The 19,105-nt window shown below is 59.9% G+C and carries 17 protein-coding genes; 8 read left to right on the top strand and 9 right to left on the bottom strand.

Annotated elements, in window-relative coordinates:
- Position 1: 1 nt before the first annotated feature.
- A complete protein-coding gene (locus tag J3P89_RS10145; protein WP_434697434.1) occupies positions 2 to 1,237 on the bottom strand; it encodes a 3-methyl-2-oxobutanoate dehydrogenase (2-methylpropanoyl-transferring) subunit alpha in 1,236 nt (411 codons plus the stop codon).
- A gap of 194 nt (positions 1,238 to 1,431) precedes the next feature.
- Here J3P89_RS10145 and bkdR point away from each other — a divergent pair, with 194 nt between their 5' ends.
- A complete protein-coding gene (bkdR, locus tag J3P89_RS10150) occupies positions 1,432 to 1,920 on the top strand; it encodes a Bkd operon transcriptional regulator BkdR (RefSeq protein ID WP_003202929.1) in 489 nt (162 codons plus the stop codon).
- A gap of 134 nt (positions 1,921 to 2,054) precedes the next feature.
- On the opposite strand, the gene J3P89_RS10155 is transcribed toward bkdR, so the two are convergent.
- Positions 2,055 to 2,918, bottom strand: coding sequence for an MBL fold metallo-hydrolase (locus J3P89_RS10155; RefSeq protein WP_434697435.1), 864 nt, complete (start codon positions 2,916 to 2,918; stop codon positions 2,055 to 2,057).
- Between the two features lie 207 nt (positions 2,919 to 3,125).
- Here J3P89_RS10155 and J3P89_RS10160 point away from each other — a divergent pair, with 207 nt between their 5' ends.
- Positions 3,126 to 3,926 (top strand): sulfite exporter TauE/SafE family protein, encoded by an 801-nt coding sequence (locus tag J3P89_RS10160; RefSeq protein ID WP_434697436.1) that lies wholly within the window; start codon positions 3,126 to 3,128, stop codon positions 3,924 to 3,926.
- Positions 3,927 to 4,059: 133 nt separating this feature from the next.
- On the opposite strand, the gene J3P89_RS10165 is transcribed toward J3P89_RS10160, so the two are convergent.
- From J3P89_RS10165 to J3P89_RS10195, 7 genes are all read right to left on the bottom strand, one after another.
- On the bottom strand, positions 4,060 to 4,929 hold the full coding sequence (locus tag J3P89_RS10165) for an aldose 1-epimerase (RefSeq protein WP_434697437.1): 870 nt from the start codon (positions 4,927 to 4,929) through the stop codon (positions 4,060 to 4,062).
- 159 nt (positions 4,930 to 5,088) lie between these two features.
- Entirely contained in the window at positions 5,089 to 6,369 is a 1,281-nt protein-coding gene (locus J3P89_RS10170) for a TRAP transporter large permease (RefSeq protein ID WP_434573451.1), read from the bottom strand.
- Positions 6,369 to 6,896 (bottom strand): TRAP transporter small permease, encoded by a 528-nt coding sequence (locus J3P89_RS10175; RefSeq protein WP_434697438.1) that lies wholly within the window; start codon positions 6,894 to 6,896, stop codon positions 6,369 to 6,371. Before J3P89_RS10175 ends, J3P89_RS10170 begins: the two co-directional genes overlap by 1 nt.
- A 76-nt stretch (positions 6,897 to 6,972) precedes the next feature.
- Positions 6,973 to 7,941, bottom strand: coding sequence for a TRAP transporter substrate-binding protein (locus tag J3P89_RS10180; protein WP_434697439.1), 969 nt, complete (start codon positions 7,939 to 7,941; stop codon positions 6,973 to 6,975).
- 56 nt (positions 7,942 to 7,997) lie between these two features.
- Entirely contained in the window at positions 7,998 to 8,903 is a 906-nt protein-coding gene (locus J3P89_RS10185; RefSeq protein WP_434697440.1) for an SMP-30/gluconolactonase/LRE family protein, read from the bottom strand.
- A gap of 39 nt (positions 8,904 to 8,942) precedes the next feature.
- Positions 8,943 to 9,764: an NAD-dependent epimerase/dehydratase family protein gene (locus tag J3P89_RS10190; RefSeq protein WP_434630182.1), complete on the bottom strand. Its 822-nt coding sequence runs from the start codon at positions 9,762 to 9,764 to the stop codon at positions 8,943 to 8,945.
- A gap of 170 nt (positions 9,765 to 9,934) precedes the next feature.
- Complete coding sequence (locus tag J3P89_RS10195; RefSeq protein WP_434630184.1) at positions 9,935 to 11,233, bottom strand: OprD family porin; 1,299 nt, start codon at positions 11,231 to 11,233, stop codon at positions 9,935 to 9,937.
- 821 nt (positions 11,234 to 12,054) lie between these two features.
- Here J3P89_RS10195 and J3P89_RS10200 point away from each other — a divergent pair.
- The 6 genes from J3P89_RS10200 to J3P89_RS10225 all read left to right on the top strand — a co-directional run bounded on the left by J3P89_RS10200 (position 12,055) and on the right by J3P89_RS10225 (position 18,981).
- On the top strand, positions 12,055 to 13,476 hold the full coding sequence (locus J3P89_RS10200; protein ID WP_434697441.1) for a hypothetical protein: 1,422 nt from the start codon (positions 12,055 to 12,057) through the stop codon (positions 13,474 to 13,476).
- Positions 13,477 to 13,616: 140 nt separating this feature from the next.
- Positions 13,617 to 13,895 carry a hypothetical protein gene (locus tag J3P89_RS10205; RefSeq protein WP_434697442.1) on the top strand — a complete coding sequence of 93 codons (279 nt, stop codon included), beginning with the start codon at positions 13,617 to 13,619 and terminating at the stop codon, positions 13,893 to 13,895.
- Positions 13,896 to 14,131: 236 nt separating this feature from the next.
- Entirely contained in the window at positions 14,132 to 15,793 is a 1,662-nt protein-coding gene (locus J3P89_RS10210) for an MFS transporter (protein ID WP_434697443.1), read from the top strand.
- Positions 15,790 to 16,923, top strand: a complete 1,134-nt coding sequence (locus J3P89_RS10215) for an HlyD family secretion protein (protein ID WP_434630188.1) — start codon at positions 15,790 to 15,792, stop codon at positions 16,921 to 16,923. The genes J3P89_RS10210 and J3P89_RS10215 overlap by 4 nt, the downstream gene beginning before the upstream one ends.
- A 91-nt stretch (positions 16,924 to 17,014) precedes the next feature.
- Positions 17,015 to 18,499: a PAS domain S-box protein gene (locus J3P89_RS10220; RefSeq protein ID WP_434697444.1), complete on the top strand. Its 1,485-nt coding sequence runs from the start codon at positions 17,015 to 17,017 to the stop codon at positions 18,497 to 18,499.
- 233 nt (positions 18,500 to 18,732) lie between these two features.
- On the top strand, positions 18,733 to 18,981 hold the full coding sequence (locus J3P89_RS10225) for a DUF1652 domain-containing protein (RefSeq protein WP_305500349.1): 249 nt from the start codon (positions 18,733 to 18,735) through the stop codon (positions 18,979 to 18,981).
- The last annotated feature ends 124 nt before the right edge of the window (positions 18,982 to 19,105 follow it).

A 19,105-nucleotide genomic window follows, 5' to 3' on the forward strand; every position in this document is an offset into this window, starting at 1 on the left:
GTCAGATCCCCAACTGCTGACGCTGGCGCTTCAAGTGCTCCGGCATCTCTTTGTAGACGTCCTCGAACATGGTCGCGGCGCTCGGAATCTGCCCGCCGGCAAGGGTGCCGTACTGCTCGGCTTCTTTCTGCGCGGCGATCACCTCGGTTTCGAGTTCGGCGGTGACAGCGGCGTGTTCCTCTTCGGACCACTGGCCGATTTTCACCAGATGCTGCTTGAGGCGGGCAATCGGGTCGCCCAACGGGAAGTGACTCCAGTCGTCGGCGGGGCGGTATTTCGAAGGATCGTCAGATGTGGAGTGCGGGCCGGCGCGGTAGGTGACCCATTCGATCAGGGCCGGACCGAGGTTGCGGCGAGCCCGTTCGGCGGCCCAGCGCGACGCGGCGTAGACGGCGATGAAATCGTTGCCATCGACCCGCAGCGAGGCGATGCCGCAGCCAACGCCGCGTCCGGCGAAAGTAGTCGCTTCACCGCCGGCAATCGCCTGGAAAGTGGAAATCGCCCACTGATTGTTGACCACGTTGAGGATCACCGGGGCGCGGTAGACGTGGGCGAAGGTGAGGGCGGTGTGGAAGTCCGATTCGGCGGTGGCGCCGTCGCCGATCCAGGCCGAGGCGATCTTGGTGTCGCCCTTGATCGCCGAGGCCATGCCCCAGCCCACGCCCTGGATGAACTGGGTGGCGAGGTTGCCGGAAATGGTGAAGAAACCGGCGTCCTTGACCGAATACATGATCGGCAACTGCCGGCCCTTGAGCGGATCGCGCTCGTTGGACAGCAGTTGGCAGATCAGGTCCACCAGCGGCACTTCGCGGGCCATCAGGATGCTTTGCTGGCGGTAGGTGGGGAAGCACATGTCGTCGATGTTCAAGGCCAGGGCCTGGGCGCTGCCGATGGCTTCCTCGCCAAGGCTCTGCATGTAGAACGACATTTTTTTCTGGCGCTGGGCGACGACCATGCGGTTGTCGTAGATGCGTGTCTTGAGCATGGCGCGCATGCCCTTGCGCATGATCTCGACAGGGACGTTCTCGGCCCACTCGCCCAAGGCGTTGCCTTGGTCGTCGAGCACGCGGATCAGGCTGCGCGCCAGGTCGGCGGTGTCGGCGGGTTCGACGTCGATGGGAGGTTTGCGCACCGTGCCGGCATCCGTCAGATGCAGGTAGGAGAAGTCGGTCTTGCAGCCGGGACGGCCCGAAGGTTCGGGGACGTGCAGGCGTAGCGGTTCGTACGCTGGGTTCATGGCTTTCTACGCTCGATCTTGTGAATTTCTTGTAGTGGGCGCGCTAGCTGACGAATTTCCCTGGGTAGGTGGGAAATTGTCCTACAACAATCATAGGCTCGACGTAGGAGAATTTTTTTCTCTGTTGGCTTGCTGTTTGGATGATTTGCAGATAAAAAATCTGCACAACGATAAGAAACGGGAAATTTTGTCTCATGCGCAAATTGGATCGCACCGACATCGGCATTCTCAACAGCCTTCAGGAAAACGCCCGAATCACCAATGCCGACCTTGCCCGTTCGGTCAACCTGTCGCCGACGCCGTGCTTCAACCGGGTTCGGGCGATGGAGGAACTGGGAGTGATTCGCGAGCAGGTCACCCTGCTGGATGCCGACCTGCTGGGCCTGCACGTCAACGTGTTTATCCATGTCAGCCTGGAGAAACAGGTGGAAGAGGCGCTGCAGCATTTCGAGGAGGCGATCTCCGACCGGCCGGAAGTGATGGAGTGCTACCTGATGGCGGGCGACCCGGATTACCTGATCCGTGTGCTGGTGCCGACCATCCAGTCGCTGGAGCGATTCATGATGGATTTCCTGACTAAAGTCCCCGGGGTGGCAAACATCCGCTCAAGCTTCGCCCTCAAGCAGGTGCGCTACAAGACCGCGCTGCCACTGCCGGCCAATGGGTTGACGCTGGGTACCTGAGTCACCCCAATCCCTGTGGGAGCGAGCTTGCTCGCGATGGGGCCATTACATCCGACATCAATGCAAGCTGACCCACCGCCTTCGTCGGATCGCCGCCCGGAGCAAGCTCGCTCCCACATTGGATATGGGTGATCTTAGAGCTGATTGATCGGAATCTTCAGATAGGTCACGCCATTGCCCTCCGCCGGCGGCAAATGGCCTGCCCGCACATTCACCTGGATCGCTGGCAACAGCAGCGTCGGCATGCCCAGGGTCTTGTCGCGCTGGGTGCGCATGGTCACGAACGCGGCCTCGTCGATGCCGTCGCGAACATGGATGTTGTGCTGGCGCTGCTCGCCCACGGTGCTCATGCACTGGGGCTCGCGGCCCTCCGGCGGGTAATCGTGGCAAACGTAGAGTCGAACGCCGGCAGGAAAGGCCAGCAGCTTGCGGATCGAAGCGTAAAGCTGACGGGCATCGCCGCCAGGGAAGTCGCAGCGGGCAGTGCCCACATCAGGCATGAACAGCGTGTCACCCACCAGGATCACATCGCCATCGATCAGGTAGGCCATGTCCGCCGGGGTGTGGCCGGGAACGTGCAGCGCGGTGGCCTTGAGGTTGCCGATAAAGAAAGATTCGTCGGCCACGAACAGGTGATCGAACTGTGAACCATCCACGGCAAATTGCGCTTCGAGATTGAACAGCGTCTTGAAGACACTCTGTACCTGATGGATGGATTCGCCGATGGCGATCTTGCCGCCCAGTTTCCCCCGCAGGTAAGGAGCGGCGGACAAGTGATCGGCATGGGCGTGGGTTTCCAGCAGCCATTGCACCGTCAACTGGTGTTCAGCCACGAAAGCGATCACCCGATCGGCCTGCTCCGTGCCGCTGCGGCCTGACGCCGGGTCGTAGTCGAGCACCGGGTCGACCACCGCACAGGACCCGCCAGCGTGTTCATACACCACGTAGGTATAGGTCTTTGAAGCGGGGTCGAGGAAGCTTTGGATCTGCGCGGGCATGACAACGAACCTGTGCGGGAAGAACTCATGAAAGGGGCTGCTACGCGGCCCAGCGGGAGCAAGCTCCCTCGTCATAGACCAATCTATGAATAGCCAGTTGCAACGCTTGGGACTTACAACATATGGTCCGCAGCTTAAGTGAGGGCCACCGCGTCCTGCAAATGCGATCACGCCTGACAACAGGCGTGCGCGGCGTGAGAGACGGTTATGTTACTGGCAAGTTTTTTTGGTGTGATCATGGGCCTGATCCTTGGCCTGACAGGGGCGGGCGGCGGAATTCTGGCCGTGCCGGCGTTGGTGTTGGGCCTGGGTTGGAGCATGACCCAGGCCGCGCCGGTGGCGTTGTTTGCAGTGGGCAGCGCCGCAGCTGTCGGCGCCATCGATGGGTTGCGCCATGGGCTGGTGCGTTACCGCGCGGCCTTGCTCATCGCGCTGCTGGGCGCGGTGTTCTCGCCGGTGGGTGTCTATTTCGCCCACCAGCTTTCAGAAAAAATCCTGATGATTCTGTTCAGCCTGCTGATGGTGCTGGTGGCGGCGCGCATGCTGCGCCGAGAAACCCCGCAGCCGGGACCCAGCGACCACGGCGCGGCCAGTTGGGGCCAGAAGAACTGCATGCTGGATCAGCAGACCGGGCGCCTGGCCTGGACCGCCCGCTGCACCGCCACGCTGTCGGCGTTGGGCGCGGTCACGGGCATGGTATCGGGCCTGCTGGGCGTGGGTGGCGGTTTCCTGATAGTCCCGGCGTTCAAGCAACTGACCGACGTGCAGATGCGCGGCATTGTCGCCACCTCCTTGATGGTCATCAGCCTGATTTCGTTGATCGGCGTGGTGGGCGCGTTTCATGCCGGGGTCAGCATCGACCGGGTAGGGGCGGCGTTCATTGCGGCGAGCATCGTCGGGATGATTTTGGGGCGACGCTTCTCGGCGAAGGTTCCAGCGCGGGCGTTGCAGGTGGGGTTTTCCGGGGTGTGTCTGGCGGTGGCGGGGTTCATGTTGCTACGGGCGTAGCGATCAGGACAGGGCCCCTGTGGCGAGGGGATTTATCCCCGCTGGCCTGCGAAGCAGGCCTGATCATTATCAAACATGGCGACTGCTTCGCAGCCGAACGGGGATAAATCCCCTCGCCACAAGGGCATGCGCTCTACAACTCCCGGCATTGCATCGAAAACCCCAACGCCACCGACTGCCCTTGCTCCAGCAAGCGCAACCCCGGCCGTCCTGGCAGGTGATGCGCGTTGACCGGATGGCTGACCGGTTCGATGCAGAGGAAATCCAGACCGACGGGGCAGTACAACAGGAAATATTCGCTGCCGCTGGCGCGACATTCCAGTTCGTAGCCCAAGTCAGGTTGCTGGATCAGGCACTGCCCATCCCAACCGCCGAAACCGTTATCGACGAGAGTGTCGGGCAGTAGTCGATGTTGCTGGAAATCCCACGCTGGGGGTACGCCCGTCAGTTCCGTTGGCAGTTTCGAGGCGTCGCACATCCAGACTTCGCTGGCGCGGGTTTGCAGGCGAGTGCCGGCGGTGCGTGGAAAATATGGATGCAAGCCCAACCCGTGCCAGGCAGCCTGTTCGGCCATGTGGGTGACGTGCAGGGCGATTTGCAGTTGGCCGCCGCTCAAGCGGATCCGCAGGCTGGCGCAATAGGCGAAGGGGTGCAGGCTGTCCAGTTGCAGCAAGGCTTCCTGGCTAGTTTGTTCGGTGACTTGCCAGGGCTGCTGCCAGGCACTGCCATGGATCGGAAAGGGATCGTTGGGGCTGTTGGCTTCCAGGGCGAGCCAGCCGCCCGGGCAATCGAAACCGCCTTGGGCGATCCTGTTCGACCAGGGGATCAACGGAAAGCAGCCGAGCTTTCCCGGCAGGCGGTTTTCCAGTGCTTGCGGTGCGGGCGGGCGCAGCAGCGGAGCTCCGGTGCTGCGCAATGTCCATTCAACCAGACTGGCGCCAAGGTGCGGGGCCAGGGTGAGGCGGGTGAGTTCGTCTTCGAGATGAAGGAGAGGTGGTGTCATGGCGGCGTCTTTTTTGTAAGGGCTGAAAGCTTTTGTGGCGAGGGAGCTTGCTCCCGCTCGGCTGCGAAGCAGACGCCCCGATTGACACCGCAGGGGCCTGCTGCGCAGTCCAGCGGGAGCAAGCTCCCTCGCCACAAGAGGGCTTGCTCACTGTTGGGGTTACAACACCAGATTCGGCAGCCACAGCGAAATGGCAGGAACGTAGGTCACCAACAGCAGGACCAGGAACAGCATGGCGTAGAACGGCAGCAGGGCCTTGACGGTGCTTTCGATGCTCACCTTGCCGATGGCGGAACCGACGAACAGTACCGCGCCCACCGGCGGTGTGATCAGGCCGATACCCAGGTTCACCAGCATGATCATGCCGAACTGCACCGGGTCCACGCCGATGCCGACGATCACCGGCATCAGGATCGGCGTCAGGATCAGGATCAGCGGCGCCATGTCCATCACGGTGCCCAACAGCAGCAACATCACGTTGATGCACATCAGGATCACGTAGCGGTTGTCCGAAAGGGTCAGGAACGCGGTGGTGATCTTCGCCGGGATTTCCATCAGCGTCATGATGTAGCCGAAGCTGGCGGCGAAGCCGATCAGGATCATCACGATGGAGATGGTGCGTACCGTACGGTGCATCAGTTTCGGCAACTCGCTCCACTTGTAGTCGCGATAGATGCACATGGTCACGAAGAACGCCCACACCACGGCAATCGCGGCCGATTCGGTGGCGGTGAACACACCCGAGAGAATGCCGCCAAGGATGATGAACAGGGTCATCATGCCCCACATGGCTTCCTTGCAGATCTTCAACGCTTGCTTGAGCGGAATCACTTCGCCCTTGGGGTAATTGCGCTTTTTCGCAAAAACCAGGCACAGCGCCATCAGGCACAGGTTCATCATGATGCCGGGGACGATGCCGGCCATGAACAGCGAACCAATGGAGACGGTGCCGCCAGCGGCGAGCGAGTACAGCACCGCGTTGTGGCTGGGCGGTGTCAGTAGCGCTTGTACCGAACCGCTGACAGTGACGGCGGTGGCGTATTCACGCGGATAGCCCCGGCGTGTCATTTCCGGGATCAGCACCGAGCCGACCGAGGCGGTATCGGCCACCGAGGAGCCGGAGATCGCACCAAAGAAGCTCGAGGCCACGAGGTTGACCAAAGACAGGCCACCGCGCACGAAGCCTACCAACACACTGGCGAATGCCACCAAGCGGCGGGACATGCCGCCCTCGGCCATGATCGCGCCGGCCAGGACGAAGAACGGAATGGCCAGCAGCGAGAACTTGTTCACCCCGCCCGTTACCTGAATCATCATGGCCTGGAACGGAATATCGATCCACCATGCCCCGATCAGGGCGGCAGCGCCCAGCGCGTAGGCGACCGGCATGCCGATCAGGATCAACAGCAAAAAACTGCCCAGCAGAATCAGAGCGTCCATTAAACGGCACCTTCGTTTTCTTCAACCAGGTCGAACTGCACGACCCGACGCTTGCTTTGATCACCCAGCAAGAGTTTTTCCAGGACAAAAATAAGGGTCAGGAACCCACCGATCGGGATCGGCATGTAAGTGATGCCAACGCGCAGGGTAGGGATGGCGCTCATGAACTGGTTCCAGGTGGTCATGCACAGCTTGGCGCCCCAGACAGTCATGAAAATGCATACCGCCGCCATCAACAGCTGGGTGAACACCGAAGCCAGGGTTTGCAAGTGCGGGGACATGCGGCTGGTGACCATGTCCACGGCCATGTGCGAGCCGGAGCGGTAGCTGGCAGCAGCACCAATGAAGGTAAATACGATCATCAGCAAGATCGCGGTGGGCTCCGGCCAGCTTGAGCCGGTGCCGAGGACGTAGCGGGCGAACACGCCCCAAGGGATCATCAGCGCAACGGCGAGGACAGACAGGCCGGCGACCCAGATGCAAGTCATGTAAATCGTGTCGTTGATACGCAGCAGCAAATTCTTCATCGGGTTCCACCGTAACCGGGCGCGCCTTTTAACCGCAGGCGCGCCCAGCCGTTTCATGAATACAGATTGAGAGGCCTTACTGGACAGCTTCGATGCGCTTGATCAGGTCGGCATACGGAGCACCGTACTTGGCCCGGACCGGCGCGGTGGCGTCGTAGAAAGGTTTCTTGTCGACGGTGATGAACTCGACGCCGGCGGCCTTGAGTTTTTCTTCACTGGCGGCGGACTTCTTGTCCCACAGCACGCGCTCTTCAGCCTGGGCAGCCTTGGCCGCTTTTTTCACCATGTCCTGCTGCTCTGGGGTGAGCTTGTTCCAGGTGATTTTCGACATCACGATCGGCTCAGGCAGGATCAGGTGACCGGTCAGGCTGTAGAACTTGGCGTTCTGGTAGTGGTTGTGCTCGAGCATGGTCGGCGGGTTGTTTTCCGCGCCGTCGATCACGCCGGTCTGCAAGGCGCTGAAGATCTCGCCAGTGTCCATCGCGATGCCGTTGCCGCCCATGGCGTTCATCATCTCAATGAACATCGGGTTGCCTTGGACGCGGATTTTCATGCCCTTGAGGTCTTCGGGCGTGCGCACCGGCTTCTTGGTGTAGAGGTTGCGGGTGCCGCCGTCCATCCATGCCAGGGCCACCAGGCCGAATTCGGAGTTGGTGATCCGGTCGAGGATCGCATCGCCGACCTCACCGTCGATGACGGCGCGCATGTGCGCCTGGTCGCGGAAGATGAATGGCATGTTGAACACGTTCACGTCCGGCACCACAGGGCCGACGATGCCCAGGCTGACGCGGGACATCTGGATCGCGCCGGCTTGCATCTGCTCGATGACTTCTTTTTCGGAACCCAGTACGCCACCCGGGAAAAACTTGAACTTCAGTTCGCCCTTGCTCTCTGCTTCGAGAGTTTTACCCATGGATTCCTCGGCGACTACGGTCGGGTAGCCCTTGGGGTGGATGTCGGCGATCTTGATATCGAGTGCGTGTGCCGCCTGCGCCAGGAAGGCCAGGGGCAGGGCCGCGATCAGAAGCGTGCGTTTGAAATTCATGGTCAATCTCCAGTGTTGTTGTTTTTATGTCTATCGATGTGAAGCGGCAAAGCAGATCAGTTCGCGGAGTGTTTCCGTCCTCCGAAAGCAGGTTCAGCCAGGCCCTTGACGCCGGGATTGAGGGCGAACACGCCGCCGGCCAGGGATTGCGGATCATTGTCGTCACCCGGACGGATCGAGGTGACGAAGAGGGTATCGAGCTGGCTTCCGCCGAAGGCGCACATGGTCGGTTTTTTCACCGGTACTTCCAGCGAACGGTCGAGGCGTCCGTCCGGGGTGAAGCGGTGAATCAGCCCGGCGTCATTGGCGCAGATCCAGTAGCAACCATCGGCATCCACCGCCGCGCCGTCCGGCCGTCCGGCCAGGGGCATCATGTCGACGAACAGCCGCCGGTTGGACGGGGTGCCGCTGTCGATGTCGTAGTCGAAGGCCCAGATCTGCTGGATCAACGGGTGCGAATCGGAGAGGTACATCGTCCGTCCGTCGGGGCTGAAACCCAGGCCGTTGGGCACGATGAAACCGCTGAGCTGTGCCTCGACCGGGCTGCGTTGCCCGGCGTCATATCGGTACATCCGGCCTTCGTCGGCGTTGGCGCCCATGTTCAGCACCATGCTGCCGGCCCAGAAACGGCCCTGGCGATCACAGCGGCCATCGTTGAGGCGCATGTCGGTACGGCTGTGCTCGACGCTGGCGCACAGCTCGCTGTCCAGGCTGCCATCGTCATTGGGCTGCAGACGGAAGAAACCACTTTCCATGCCCGCGACCCAGCCGCCGTCCTGGTGACGGGCAATGCAGGCGAGCATTTCCGGTGCTTCCCAGCCCTGGATTTTTCCAGTGCTGGCGTTCCAGCGTTGCAGGCCGCCGCTGGGGATGTTCACCCAATAGAGGGCATTTTCCTCGGGGACCCACACCGGGCTTTCCCCGACGGCATTGCGTGCGTCGACAATCAATTCGGCTTGCATGGCGATTCCTTGGTTTGTGTATCCCATGAAACAGGCGAATCAGTTGTCGAACGGGCCGGCAGCAACAAAGGCGCCGCCCTGATAGATCCTGGCCGGGTCATCCTCGGCCGGCATCGGCTGGGCTTCGACTTTGGCGCGGAAGATTTCCGAGGTGTCCTTGGGCTGGTAGCCCAGGTGCGCGGCGTGGCTGTTGTCCCACCAGACGTCGCGGTTGGCGGACATGCCGTAGACCACGGTGTGGCCGACCTTCGGGGTGTAGAGCGAGCATTCGATCAGTTGGGTGAGGTCGTCGAAGCTCAGCCAGGTGCTCATCATCCGGCGGTTCTGTGGTTCCGGGAATGACGAGCCGATGCGGATGCTCACGGTCTCGATGCCGTAGCGATCGAAGTAGAAACTGGCCATGTCTTCGCCGTAGGACTTGGACAGGCCGTAGTAGCCATCCGGACGGCGAGGGGAGAGGGCATCGAGGGTCTGGTCCTGCTTGTAGAAACCGATGACATGGTTGGAACTGGCGAAGATCACGCGCTTGACGCCGTGCTTGCGCGCGGCTTCATAAATATGGAACACGCCGCTGATGTTGGCGCCGAGGATCTCTTCGAACGGACGCTCGACCGACACACCGCCAAAATGCAGGATGGCGTCGACGCCTTCCACCAATTGGTGCACGGCCTGTTTATCCGACAGGTCGCAGGGCACCACTTCTTCGCTTTCATCGATGGCCGGTGCCATGTTGGCGATGTCCGACAGGCGAATATGGCGGGCGTAAGGCTTGAGGCGTTCGCGCAAGACTTTGCCAAGGCCGCCGGCGGCGCCGGTCAACAGCAAGCGATTGAAAGGGTGGCGAATCTGTGTCGTGGTCATGGCATTACCTGAGCAAACAGTGAGAGGTACAGTTGTTATAAGTTGTCGTACGACCGAGGGCGAATATCCTTATCCTTCTGCTGCCTTGTCAACGTTTGATCGACGAACCGCTCTGGAACGGCGTCCTTGCCGTAGATTGCCATGGGATGCGCCCAGGCTGAATCCTTCCGTTACAGCAGCGAAATCGGGTAGCTGATGAAGATCCGGTTCTCGTCGAATTCGTTGGTGCTGAAGTCGCGACGAATCGATGCGTTTCGCCATTTTACGTTAAGGCTCTTCAGCGCACCGCTCTGCACGGTATAAGCCAGCTCAGTCTCGCGGCCCCATTCCTTGCCATCATCGACGGTGGCGGTGTGCACGTTGTCACCGCTGATGTAGCGGTTCATCAGGGTCAGGCCCGGCACGCCGACGGCGGCGAAGTTGAAGTCATGGCGCAACTGCCAGGATTTTTCCTTGGCGTTGTCGTAGCTGGAGTTGTAGCTATCGTTCGCCAGGGTGCCGCCGCTGGTGCCGTTGACGCGCATCCAGGCATCATCGCCGCCGACTTTCTGCAGGCCGACGTAGAAGGTGTTGCCGCCGTACTTGGCGGAGAGCATGGCGAACGCGGTCTTGTTATCCAGGTCGCCGGCCAGGGCGCTGCCGTCTTCCTTGCCGGTGAAGTAGCCCAGGTTGGCGCCCAGGGTCCAGTCGCCCATGGGTTGGCTGTGGGTCAGGTTGAAATATTGCTGCTGGTAGATGTCGGACAGTTCCGCGTACCAGACACCGACCTGGGTGCGTTTTTCGTTGAAGGCATATTCGCCGCCGCCGAAATTGAAACGGTCGGAAGTGAAGGCACCGCGGCCGTTCATCGACATGTCTTCCATGCTCGCGTCGTTGCGCGGGCTGTTGCCACGGAACTGACCGCCATAGAGGCTCAGGCCGTTGATCTCGGTGGAAGTGACCTGGCCGCCCTGGAAGGTTTGCGGCAGGGAGCGGCCATCGTCGGAACGCAGGATCGGCAGCACCGGCATCCACTCGCCGACTTTCAATTCAGTCTTCGAGACTTTGGCCTTGAGGGCCACGCCCAAACGGCCGAAGTCATCGGCCGGACGACCGTCGTCGTGCACCGGCAGCAGCTGGGTGCCGGCGGTGCCACGACCGCCGTCGAGCTTGACCGAGTACAGGCCGAGCACGTCCACGCCGAAACCGACCGTGCCCTGGGTGAAACCGGACTTGGCGTCGAGGATGAAGCTTTGAGTCCATTCCTCGGCTTTGCCTTGGGCGGCGGCGTCGTTGACGAAGTTGCGGTTGAAATAGGCGTTGCGCAGATTCAGCGTGGCTTTGGCGTCATCGACAAAACCTGCGGCGCTGGCAGTCATGGGCAGGAACATGGCCAGGCTGCTGCAACTGATCAGGCCCAGGGCGACATTCGATGGGGAAAAAGGACGGGTTGGACGGTTCTTGGGCGAAAAACGGACACGTGTGCTCACTCTGACGCTCCCTTGCTTTTTTGTTGTTTTTATCTGTTATACGTCGTCGTACAACATGGCAGGGATTATTTGGTGGCGGGTGATTCTTGTCAACTGGCCATTACTGCGATTTTTCTTGCCGGTAGCCGGTGATGGATAGGTATTTAGTAAGGTTATGGGGCGCACCTTGAGGCTGGAAAGGCTTTGTCTGTGGGGAAAGCTGTGGTCTGAGAAAAGCTGCGAGCAGGCCGGGTTGTGCGATGACTGGTCTAAGACATTAGTCGAATGGCGAGACGGTGGAACTCTTGTGGCTTTGAAGTGGTTCACCTTCATTCTGCGGGTATCGATGTGGGTCGCCGTGAACATTGGGTAGGCGTCAATTCCGGCCAAATCCATCGCGCATCAACTGACCCGGCTGATTTATTTGATGCTGCCCAAAAGGACAGCCTTATGTGGAACAAGGCATAAGGAATATGAGGCCAAAAGTCTTGATCGCCAGCCTAGAGCTTCACCGCGCAAGGGTACTAAACTGAGCGTCAGATTGGTCGCGGCCTGGAAAGATTTTAAATAAAGGGATGCATTTTGTTTGATGAGGCTTGCTCCCTCGCCGCGGCGTATGTATCTCCTTGCGACTTGTATGCAACTGCCTGAAAGTCGGAACCTGTTCTGGTAATAATCAAGTTAGGGCTTATAACAGCAGAATAAAATCCGGTTGTTTCTGGCTGTAGCGCTCCCGCGACAGTGCGCGTAGATTGCATGCTTGTCTGATCAGCAGTTACCAAATTTTATCGGTCTCTGTAATACGAGTATCTAACCCTAATCGCCCCAAGGAGAGTACAAGGATGTCAATTGCAATCGCACCACTAGCTCACAGAACTGCCACTTGGATGACCGATAACAAGGTTGTGCTCGGTGTTCTTAAACTTCATCAGCTGGCACTCCCTTCCGCCCATAACGCGGGGGTGGATAAAAAAGGCGTGAGCGGTCCAGCCGAAGGCTGGATCGCTTGTCAAAGAGACTCCTTTCTTTATCAACTAAGAGGTGGGATTCGGGTTCTTGATTTGCGCATATTGAAAGTTTCTCAGTCTGTTTATCATTTTTATCATGGTCCATTTCACTCGGTAAGGCGCGTAGAAAATTTGATCTCCGACTGTCTTAAATTTTATAAAGAAGGTAATGGCGCCAGAGATAGCGAATACATCATTTTGGATATAGGTAAAACTTCAGCCAAGACGGGGGATTATGAGATTGATTATGTGCGCAAACTCTTATTGGACGGTTTGTCTGACAGGGTATTGCCGGCTTCGGCAGCTAGGTTGACGCTAAGAGAGTTGCGGGAACAGTACCCTGGCAGAACTATCATTCTGTACGGCGAAGGCGGTGATCCGTTTGGCGGGAAAATCACCCGTGACTGGGTGGGGGAGGATACGCCCAGTGTGGAAGAGATCAAACGCTACATCCACTCCAAGATTAACAGCGCGGATTATCCACCACGCTACTTAAGATCGTTACAGGTTGTCAAATACAGTCATCTCTATGGTCCGGAAACAATTGAAGCAGAACTTGATAAGTGGTTCGCGCCGTTATCGTCATGGCTTTCAAAAACCAATATTATCAATGTAGACTTTTTCGAAGCTTCAAACATTGTGCAAAACTGCATCGCCACCAGCTTGGCTAATGCGCGTCCTCCGACCCCTGAGAATGTTAGAGTTGGTTATGACCGGGAGTATGGCAGTCTACATGTTACGTTCGACCGCTTTAGATATAACTATACTGTTACGCACTTTATAGTCACTCTGGATGGTGTGCCCTCAAGAGTTGAGCATAAGCCTAACTCGACTCAGCATGTGAAACTCTATCAGCGTTTCGGTCCCGACCGTAACTATGTTATTACCGTTCGTGCCGTGAGCACGCACGGCCGCGAGTCAGGGGTCGTCAAGATGTCCGGTAATACGGGCAAAGATATCCCTGGTCGAATAACTTATGTTGGACATTCGCGCGAACTCGGCAGCGAGGGGGACAGTATTATTGTCGGGTGGATGAAAACATTACCTTTCGGTGTGAGGTATGAAGCCGTTATTTATAAAGCTGACGCCGGAAGAAAAACTATTGGCCCGGCCATAGAAATGAAGTCGGTTTTAATTACCGGGATGGGAGTCATATTCAAAGGTTTGACGCCAGGCCAGGGGTATGTCATCCACGTCTTCCAAGTTAGTGGCGCCGGACACAAGGGAGAGATTGGCGAAAGATTTATTGGTCCATAACAGTTTAACCTTCAATTGCTTTCTGCATTCAGGCATTCCAGTCTTGTGGCGCTCGCGGTCACAAGGCTGTGAAAAAACAATCCCCAGCGCAAAAAAGAGTAATCTGCCGCACTGACTTTATTTCCTTCCATGGACCCCCTATGTTCCCCAATGCCGAGCGCTACAACCACTCCACCGAGTACGCCAACAAACTGGTCGACCGCATCGGCCAGACGCCGGCCTGGATTGCCTTGCGCATCGGCGTCACTGAAAAACGCATGCGCTACATTCTTGCGGGCTCGCGTACGATCAAGGGCGACACCACCGAAATTCTCATGTCTTACGCCGAGCAGTTCTGCCTGGAGTGCCTGGCCGCCGAGGCCAAGGCCGCCAAGGATCGCGCCCGCTCGAAAGCGGCAGGCTCTGGCAGCGACGCCTGAACCATCTCGATCCGTGGCGAGGGAGCTTGCTCCCGCTGGCTGCGTAGCAGCCCCTCTTGAAGATTCCGCATCAGCGGCACCGAGTTCTCAGTGATGGGGCTGCTGCGCAGCCCAGCGGGAGCAAGCTCCCTCGCCACGAAAGTGTCTGCGGCACTTCTTGGCGTTCCTTGTCGTCGAACAGGCATCTGGAAAGTTTCCAGCGACCAATTGTCGCTATGTTCCCGCAAGGTTTTTGAATGGATCACTACACCCCGCGCGCCTGGCAGCCGCACGAACGGCCGACGCTGCCCGGTTCGCCCTCGACGCCGTTGCATCCCACGCCCAAGCGGCTTGCCTACGCGCTGGTTGGCGTGCTGGTGGCGTTGACCGGGGGTTTGGGCAATTCGCTGGTGATCGCCAATCTGCCCTATCTGCAAGGGTCCCTGGGCGCCACCACGGCGGAGATGGCCTGGTTGCCCGCGGCCTACGTCATGACCAACGTCTCGATGAACCTGCTGCTGGTGAAATTTCGCCAGCAGTTCGGCTTGCGCGCGTTCACCGAAGTGTTCCTGGCGCTCTATGCGCTGGTGACCTTCGGCCATCTGTTCGTCAACGACCTGAACTCGGCGGTCGCCGTGCGTGCGGCCCATGGCATGGTGGGTGCGGCCCTCAGCTCCCTGGGCCTGTATTATATGGTCCAGGCTTTCCCGGCCAAGTGGCGGCTCAAGGCGCTGGTGTTGGGCCTGGGCACTTCGCAACTGGCCTTGCCAATGGCCCGGCTGTTCTCCGAAGACCTGCTGCAAATCGCCGAATGGCGCGGCTTGTACCTGTTCGAACTGGGCATGGCGCTGCTGTCGCTGGGCTGCGTGCTGCTGCTCAAGTTGCCGCCGGGCGATCGCTTCAAGACCTTTGAAAAACTCGACTTCCTGACTTTCACCGTGCTCGCCAGCGGCGTCGCCTTGCTGTGCGCGGTGTTGTCGCTGGGGCGCATCGACTGGTGGTTGGAAGCGCCATGGATCGGCGTGGCCTCGGCGGCTTCAATCGTACTGATCATGGCGGGCCTGGCGATTGAACATAACCGCAGCAATCCGATGCTGATGACGCGTTGGCTCGGCAGCGGGGTAATGATCCGTCTGGCCCTGGCGGTGATTCTGATCCGCATGGTGACCTCGGAACAGTCCACTGGGGCGGTGGGTTTCCTGCAAGCGCTGAACATGAGCAGCCAGCAGATGCACAGCCTTTACGTGGTGATGCTGATCGGCAGTATCGCCGGGCTGGTGACCAGCGCGCTGACCATCAACCCGGCGCACTTGTTCATGCCGCTGATCATTTCCCTGGCGTTGATGGCCACGGGATCGGTGATGGACAGTTATTCGAACAACCTGAGCCGTCCGCAAAACATGTATTTCAGCCAGTTCCTGCTGGCATTCGGCAGCACGTTCTTCCTCGGGCCGACGATGATCCTGGGCGTGCGCAATGTGCTGACCAACCCGCGAAACCTGGTGAGTTTTTCCGTGCTGTTCGGGATCTGCCAGAGCCTCGGCGGCCTGGTAGGGGCCGCGGTGCTCGGCACGTTCCAGGTGGTGCGCGAGAAATTTCATTCCAGCCATCTGGTGGAGAACCTGAGTCCGTTCGATCCTCGCGTCGCCGCGCGGGTGGACAGCGGCGGCTCGGCGGTGGGTTCGCTGATCGCCGATCCGGGCCTGCGTCACCTGCAAGGCCTTCGCAGCCTCGCCACGGCCGCTACCCGCGAAGCCAACATACTCGCCTATAACGACGTGTTCATGCTGATCGCGGTGATCGCCGTGCTGACCATGATCTGGATTTCCATTCGTGCCCTGTGGCTGATGAGCACTACCCAGCCCGCCGCCGCAGCGCCTGCCCCTTCGACACAACCCAGCGGTGCCACCTCTTCATGACCGAGCCGACCACCACGACCACCAATGCCATCGCCGATACGCCGGAAGACCAGGCGCCTCCTGCCGCTCCGGCGACAAAACCGCGCTCTCTGCGAGTACGGATGCTTTCATCCCTCGGATTCGCCGCAGTGGCGATCGTCGGCGTGCTGGTGGTGCTTTATGCCTGGCAATTGCCGCCGTTCAGCAGCGCCGTGGAAACCACCGAGAATGCCTTGGTGCGCGGGCAGGTGACGATCATCGGGCCGCAGCTCAGTGGTTATGTCCATGAAGTCCCGGTGCAGGACTTCCAGTTCGTCAAGGCCGGCGATCTGCTGGTGCGCCTGGATGACCGCATCTACCGGCAACGGCTCGACCAGGCGCTGGCGCAACTGGCGGTGCAACAGGCGGCCCTGGCCAACGTCGTACAGCAGCGCAACAGCGCCGAGGCGAGCATCAAGCTGCGCCAGGCCGCGTTGGCCGACAGCCAGGCCCAGGCCCACAAAGCCGCCGCCGACCTGCGCCGCAACGAGGCGTTGATAAAGGACGGTTCGGTGTCCAGGCGTGAACTGGATATCAGTCGCGCCGCCAGCGCCCAAGCCACCGCAGCCGTCGCCCAGGCCCAGGCCAGCCTGGAAATTGCCCGTCAGGACCGGCAAACCGTCATCGTCAACCGCGGCTCCCTGGAAGCCGCTGTCGCCAGCGCCGAGGCGGCGGTGCAACTGGCGCGCATCGACCTGTCCAACACGCGCGTGTTGGCGCCACGGGACGGTCAGCTGGGGCAGATAGGCGTGCGTCTGGGCGCCTACGTCAATTCCGGAGCGCAGTTGATGGCGCTGGTGCCGAACCAGAAGTGGGTGATCGCCAACCTCAAGGAAACCCAGATGGACAAGGTACGGGTCGGTCAGCCGGCAAGCTTTACCGTGGATGCCCTCGGCCATCGCCGCTTCCAGGGGCATGTCGAACGCATTTCCCCGGCCACCGGTTCCGAGTTCAGCCTGCTGCAGGCTGACAACGCCACCGGCAATTTCGTCAAGATTGCCCAGCGCGTTCCGGTTCGCATCACCGTGGATCCGGACCAGCCCGAAAGTGAACGCCTGCGGCCAGGGATGTCGGTGGTGGTGAGCATCGACACGGCCGCCGAACAGCAATGACCCGCAGAAGAAAGCCGTCTCCTGCACAGGGAACGCGTCACTCGTGCAGGAGTCGTAACCTCCATGCGTTTCTGACCCCCACGGAGATCCAATGAATCTGGAAGTCCCGAGCACCGATACCAATCGCCGCCAACTGCTGCAGATCATCGCCGGGCTATCGGATGGCGTGATGCTGATCGAAGTCGACCAGACGATTGCCTGGGCCAACGAAGCGGCCATGACCATGCACGGAGTCGAGGAGCTTGGCGAGTTGGGCACCAACGCCAAGGAGTACGCCCGGCGTTTCAATTTGCGTTATCGCAACAACCATTCGCTCCCCGAAGACAACTATCCCATCGCCCGCGTGGCCCGCGGCGACGAATTCAGCGATGTGCTGGTGGAGGTGACGCCGGTGGCCGATCCGGACCGCACCTGGGTGCACCGCATCCGCAGCATGGTGCTGACCGACCGCAACGGCGAGCCGGAATACCTGGTGCTGATTCTCAGCGATGCCACGGAATGGGCCAGCGCCGAACAGCGCTTCGAGAAAACCTTTGGCGCCAACCCGGCACCAGCGGTGATCTGCCGTCTCAGCGACTTGCGCTATATCAAGGTCAACGCGGGTTTCCTGGAAATGACCGGCTACAGCCGCGAAGAGGTGATCGGGCGTTCGGTGTATGAACTGGATGTGCTCGAGGCTGCCGAAAAGCGCGACCTGGCCGTCGAGCGCCTGGGGCAGGGCGCGACCATCCCGCAGATGCAGGCCGAACTGCGCTTGCCCGATGGCACCAACAAACAGGTGATCGTCGCTGGCCAGCCGCTGGACCTGCACGATGAAGACTGCATGCTGTTTTCGTTCATGGACATGGAGCCGCGGCGCAAGGCCGAAACGGCGCTGCGCCAGAGCGAGGAGCGTTTTGCCAAGTCGTTCCGGCTGTCACCGGTGCCGACGCTGATCTGTAGCGCCGAGCTGCAACTGGCGGAAATCAACGAGGCCTTCCTCCAGGCGACGGGTTATGCCAGCGAAGAGCTGTTGGGCAAGACCGTGGAGGAGATCGGCTTCCTCGAGAAGGAAGCGGCGGCGACGTTGTTCGGGCGCCTGGAAAAGACTGCCACCGTGTCCAGGGTCGACGTCAAGGTGCACAAGAAAGGCGGGGAGCAGATCGACTGCGAAGTGGCGGCCGATACCGTCATCATCCAGGACAAGCCATGTTTCCTGCTGGTGCTGATGAATATCACCGAACGCAAGCGCTCGGAGCTGGAACTGGTGGCAGCCATCGAAGAGGTGATGAAGGACGCGTCGTGGTTCAGCCGCACCCTGATCGAAAAGCTGGCCAATGTGAAGAGCATCAATGCGCAGACCCCGACGACTTCTTTCACCGAGCTGACCGCCCGCGAACGTGACGTACTGGGGCTGATTTGCGAGGGCCTGGCGGACAAGGAGATCGCCGCGCGCTTGAAACTCGCCCCCAACACCGTGCGCAATCACGTGGCGACGCTGTATTCGAAACTCGACGTCCATAGTCGTAGCGAGGCGATTGTCTGGGCGCGGGAGCGGGGCTTGTTCGCGAACGAATGGCGGATAAAGGCACCATGATAGCCAGTGCAAATGCACCTGGTATTCTGGTGCAAATTCAGGTTCTGCGCAGGCTATAACCTCCTTAGGCTGGAGGGGTGCGGCATTGCTGTTGAACGCCGCGTCCCCACGAAACAGTCAAGGAATACGCCCCGATGTGCAGCAAACCCTTCAAGTGTGAGATCGACAGGACGTCTATGGGAGCCAGGAGGCCGGCCACCGGTCATTTGCGCCTTCGAAGCTGAGGTGCATAGATGACCCATCTGGCTCCTTTACGTACCCGTCTCGAGCAAAGCTTTGCGCCACTGGCCTGTGAATGCAGCCTCAACGGCGACGGCACCCTGACCATTCGCCTGTACCGCCAGGAAAGCGGCGAGGTCGACCTGGTGGTGAGCGGCATGAGCGTCGACAGCATCCGCTCCGAAGAAGGCTTGAACAAGCTGATCGATGAACTGCGCTATGAGCTGTACAACACGCCGCTGCATCGCAGCGATCCGGCCTGATTCTTAAGCCCGACGCGATCCCCCGTGGCGAGGGAGCTTGCTCCCGCTGGATCGCGCAGCGATCCCAAACCTGTCGAATCGGCAGTCCCCAGGCACATCGCGTTTAACAGCTTGCGGCTGCTGC

It is taken from the genome of Pseudomonas sp. Z1-14 (assembly GCF_051132005.1).
Classification (GTDB): domain Bacteria; phylum Pseudomonadota; class Gammaproteobacteria; order Pseudomonadales; family Pseudomonadaceae; genus Aquipseudomonas.

Coding starts and splice junctions, on each gene's coding strand:
- J3P89_RS10175 (WP_434697438.1), bottom strand. CDS start 6,896: ATGAAGAATTTGCTGCTGCGTATCAACGACACGATTTACATGACTTGC.
- J3P89_RS10180 (WP_434697439.1), bottom strand. CDS start 7,941: ATGAATTTCAAACGCACGCTTCTGATCGCGGCCCTGCCCCTGGCCTTC.
- J3P89_RS10220 (WP_434697444.1), top strand. CDS start 17,015: ATGAATCTGGAAGTCCCGAGCACCGATACCAATCGCCGCCAACTGCTG.
- J3P89_RS10155 (WP_434697435.1), bottom strand. CDS start 2,918: ATGCCCGCGCAGATCCAAAGCTTCCTCGACCCCGCTTCAAAGACCTAT.
- J3P89_RS10185 (WP_434697440.1), bottom strand. CDS start 8,903: ATGCAAGCCGAATTGATTGTCGACGCACGCAATGCCGTCGGGGAAAGC.
- J3P89_RS10170 (WP_434573451.1), bottom strand. CDS start 6,369: ATGGACGCTCTGATTCTGCTGGGCAGTTTTTTGCTGTTGATCCTGATC.
- J3P89_RS10145 (WP_434697434.1), bottom strand. CDS start 1,237: ATGAACCCAGCGTACGAACCGCTACGCCTGCACGTCCCCGAACCTTCG.
- J3P89_RS10160 (WP_434697436.1), top strand. CDS start 3,126: ATGTTACTGGCAAGTTTTTTTGGTGTGATCATGGGCCTGATCCTTGGC.
- bkdR (WP_003202929.1), top strand. CDS start 1,432: ATGCGCAAATTGGATCGCACCGACATCGGCATTCTCAACAGCCTTCAG.
- J3P89_RS10165 (WP_434697437.1), bottom strand. CDS start 4,929: ATGACACCACCTCTCCTTCATCTCGAAGACGAACTCACCCGCCTCACC.
- J3P89_RS10205 (WP_434697442.1), top strand. CDS start 13,617: ATGTTCCCCAATGCCGAGCGCTACAACCACTCCACCGAGTACGCCAAC.
- J3P89_RS10210 (WP_434697443.1), top strand. CDS start 14,132: ATGGATCACTACACCCCGCGCGCCTGGCAGCCGCACGAACGGCCGACG.
- J3P89_RS10200 (WP_434697441.1), top strand. CDS start 12,055: ATGTCAATTGCAATCGCACCACTAGCTCACAGAACTGCCACTTGGATG.
- J3P89_RS10190 (WP_434630182.1), bottom strand. CDS start 9,764: ATGACCACGACACAGATTCGCCACCCTTTCAATCGCTTGCTGTTGACC.
- J3P89_RS10215 (WP_434630188.1), top strand. CDS start 15,790: ATGACCGAGCCGACCACCACGACCACCAATGCCATCGCCGATACGCCG.
- J3P89_RS10225 (WP_305500349.1), top strand. CDS start 18,733: ATGACCCATCTGGCTCCTTTACGTACCCGTCTCGAGCAAAGCTTTGCG.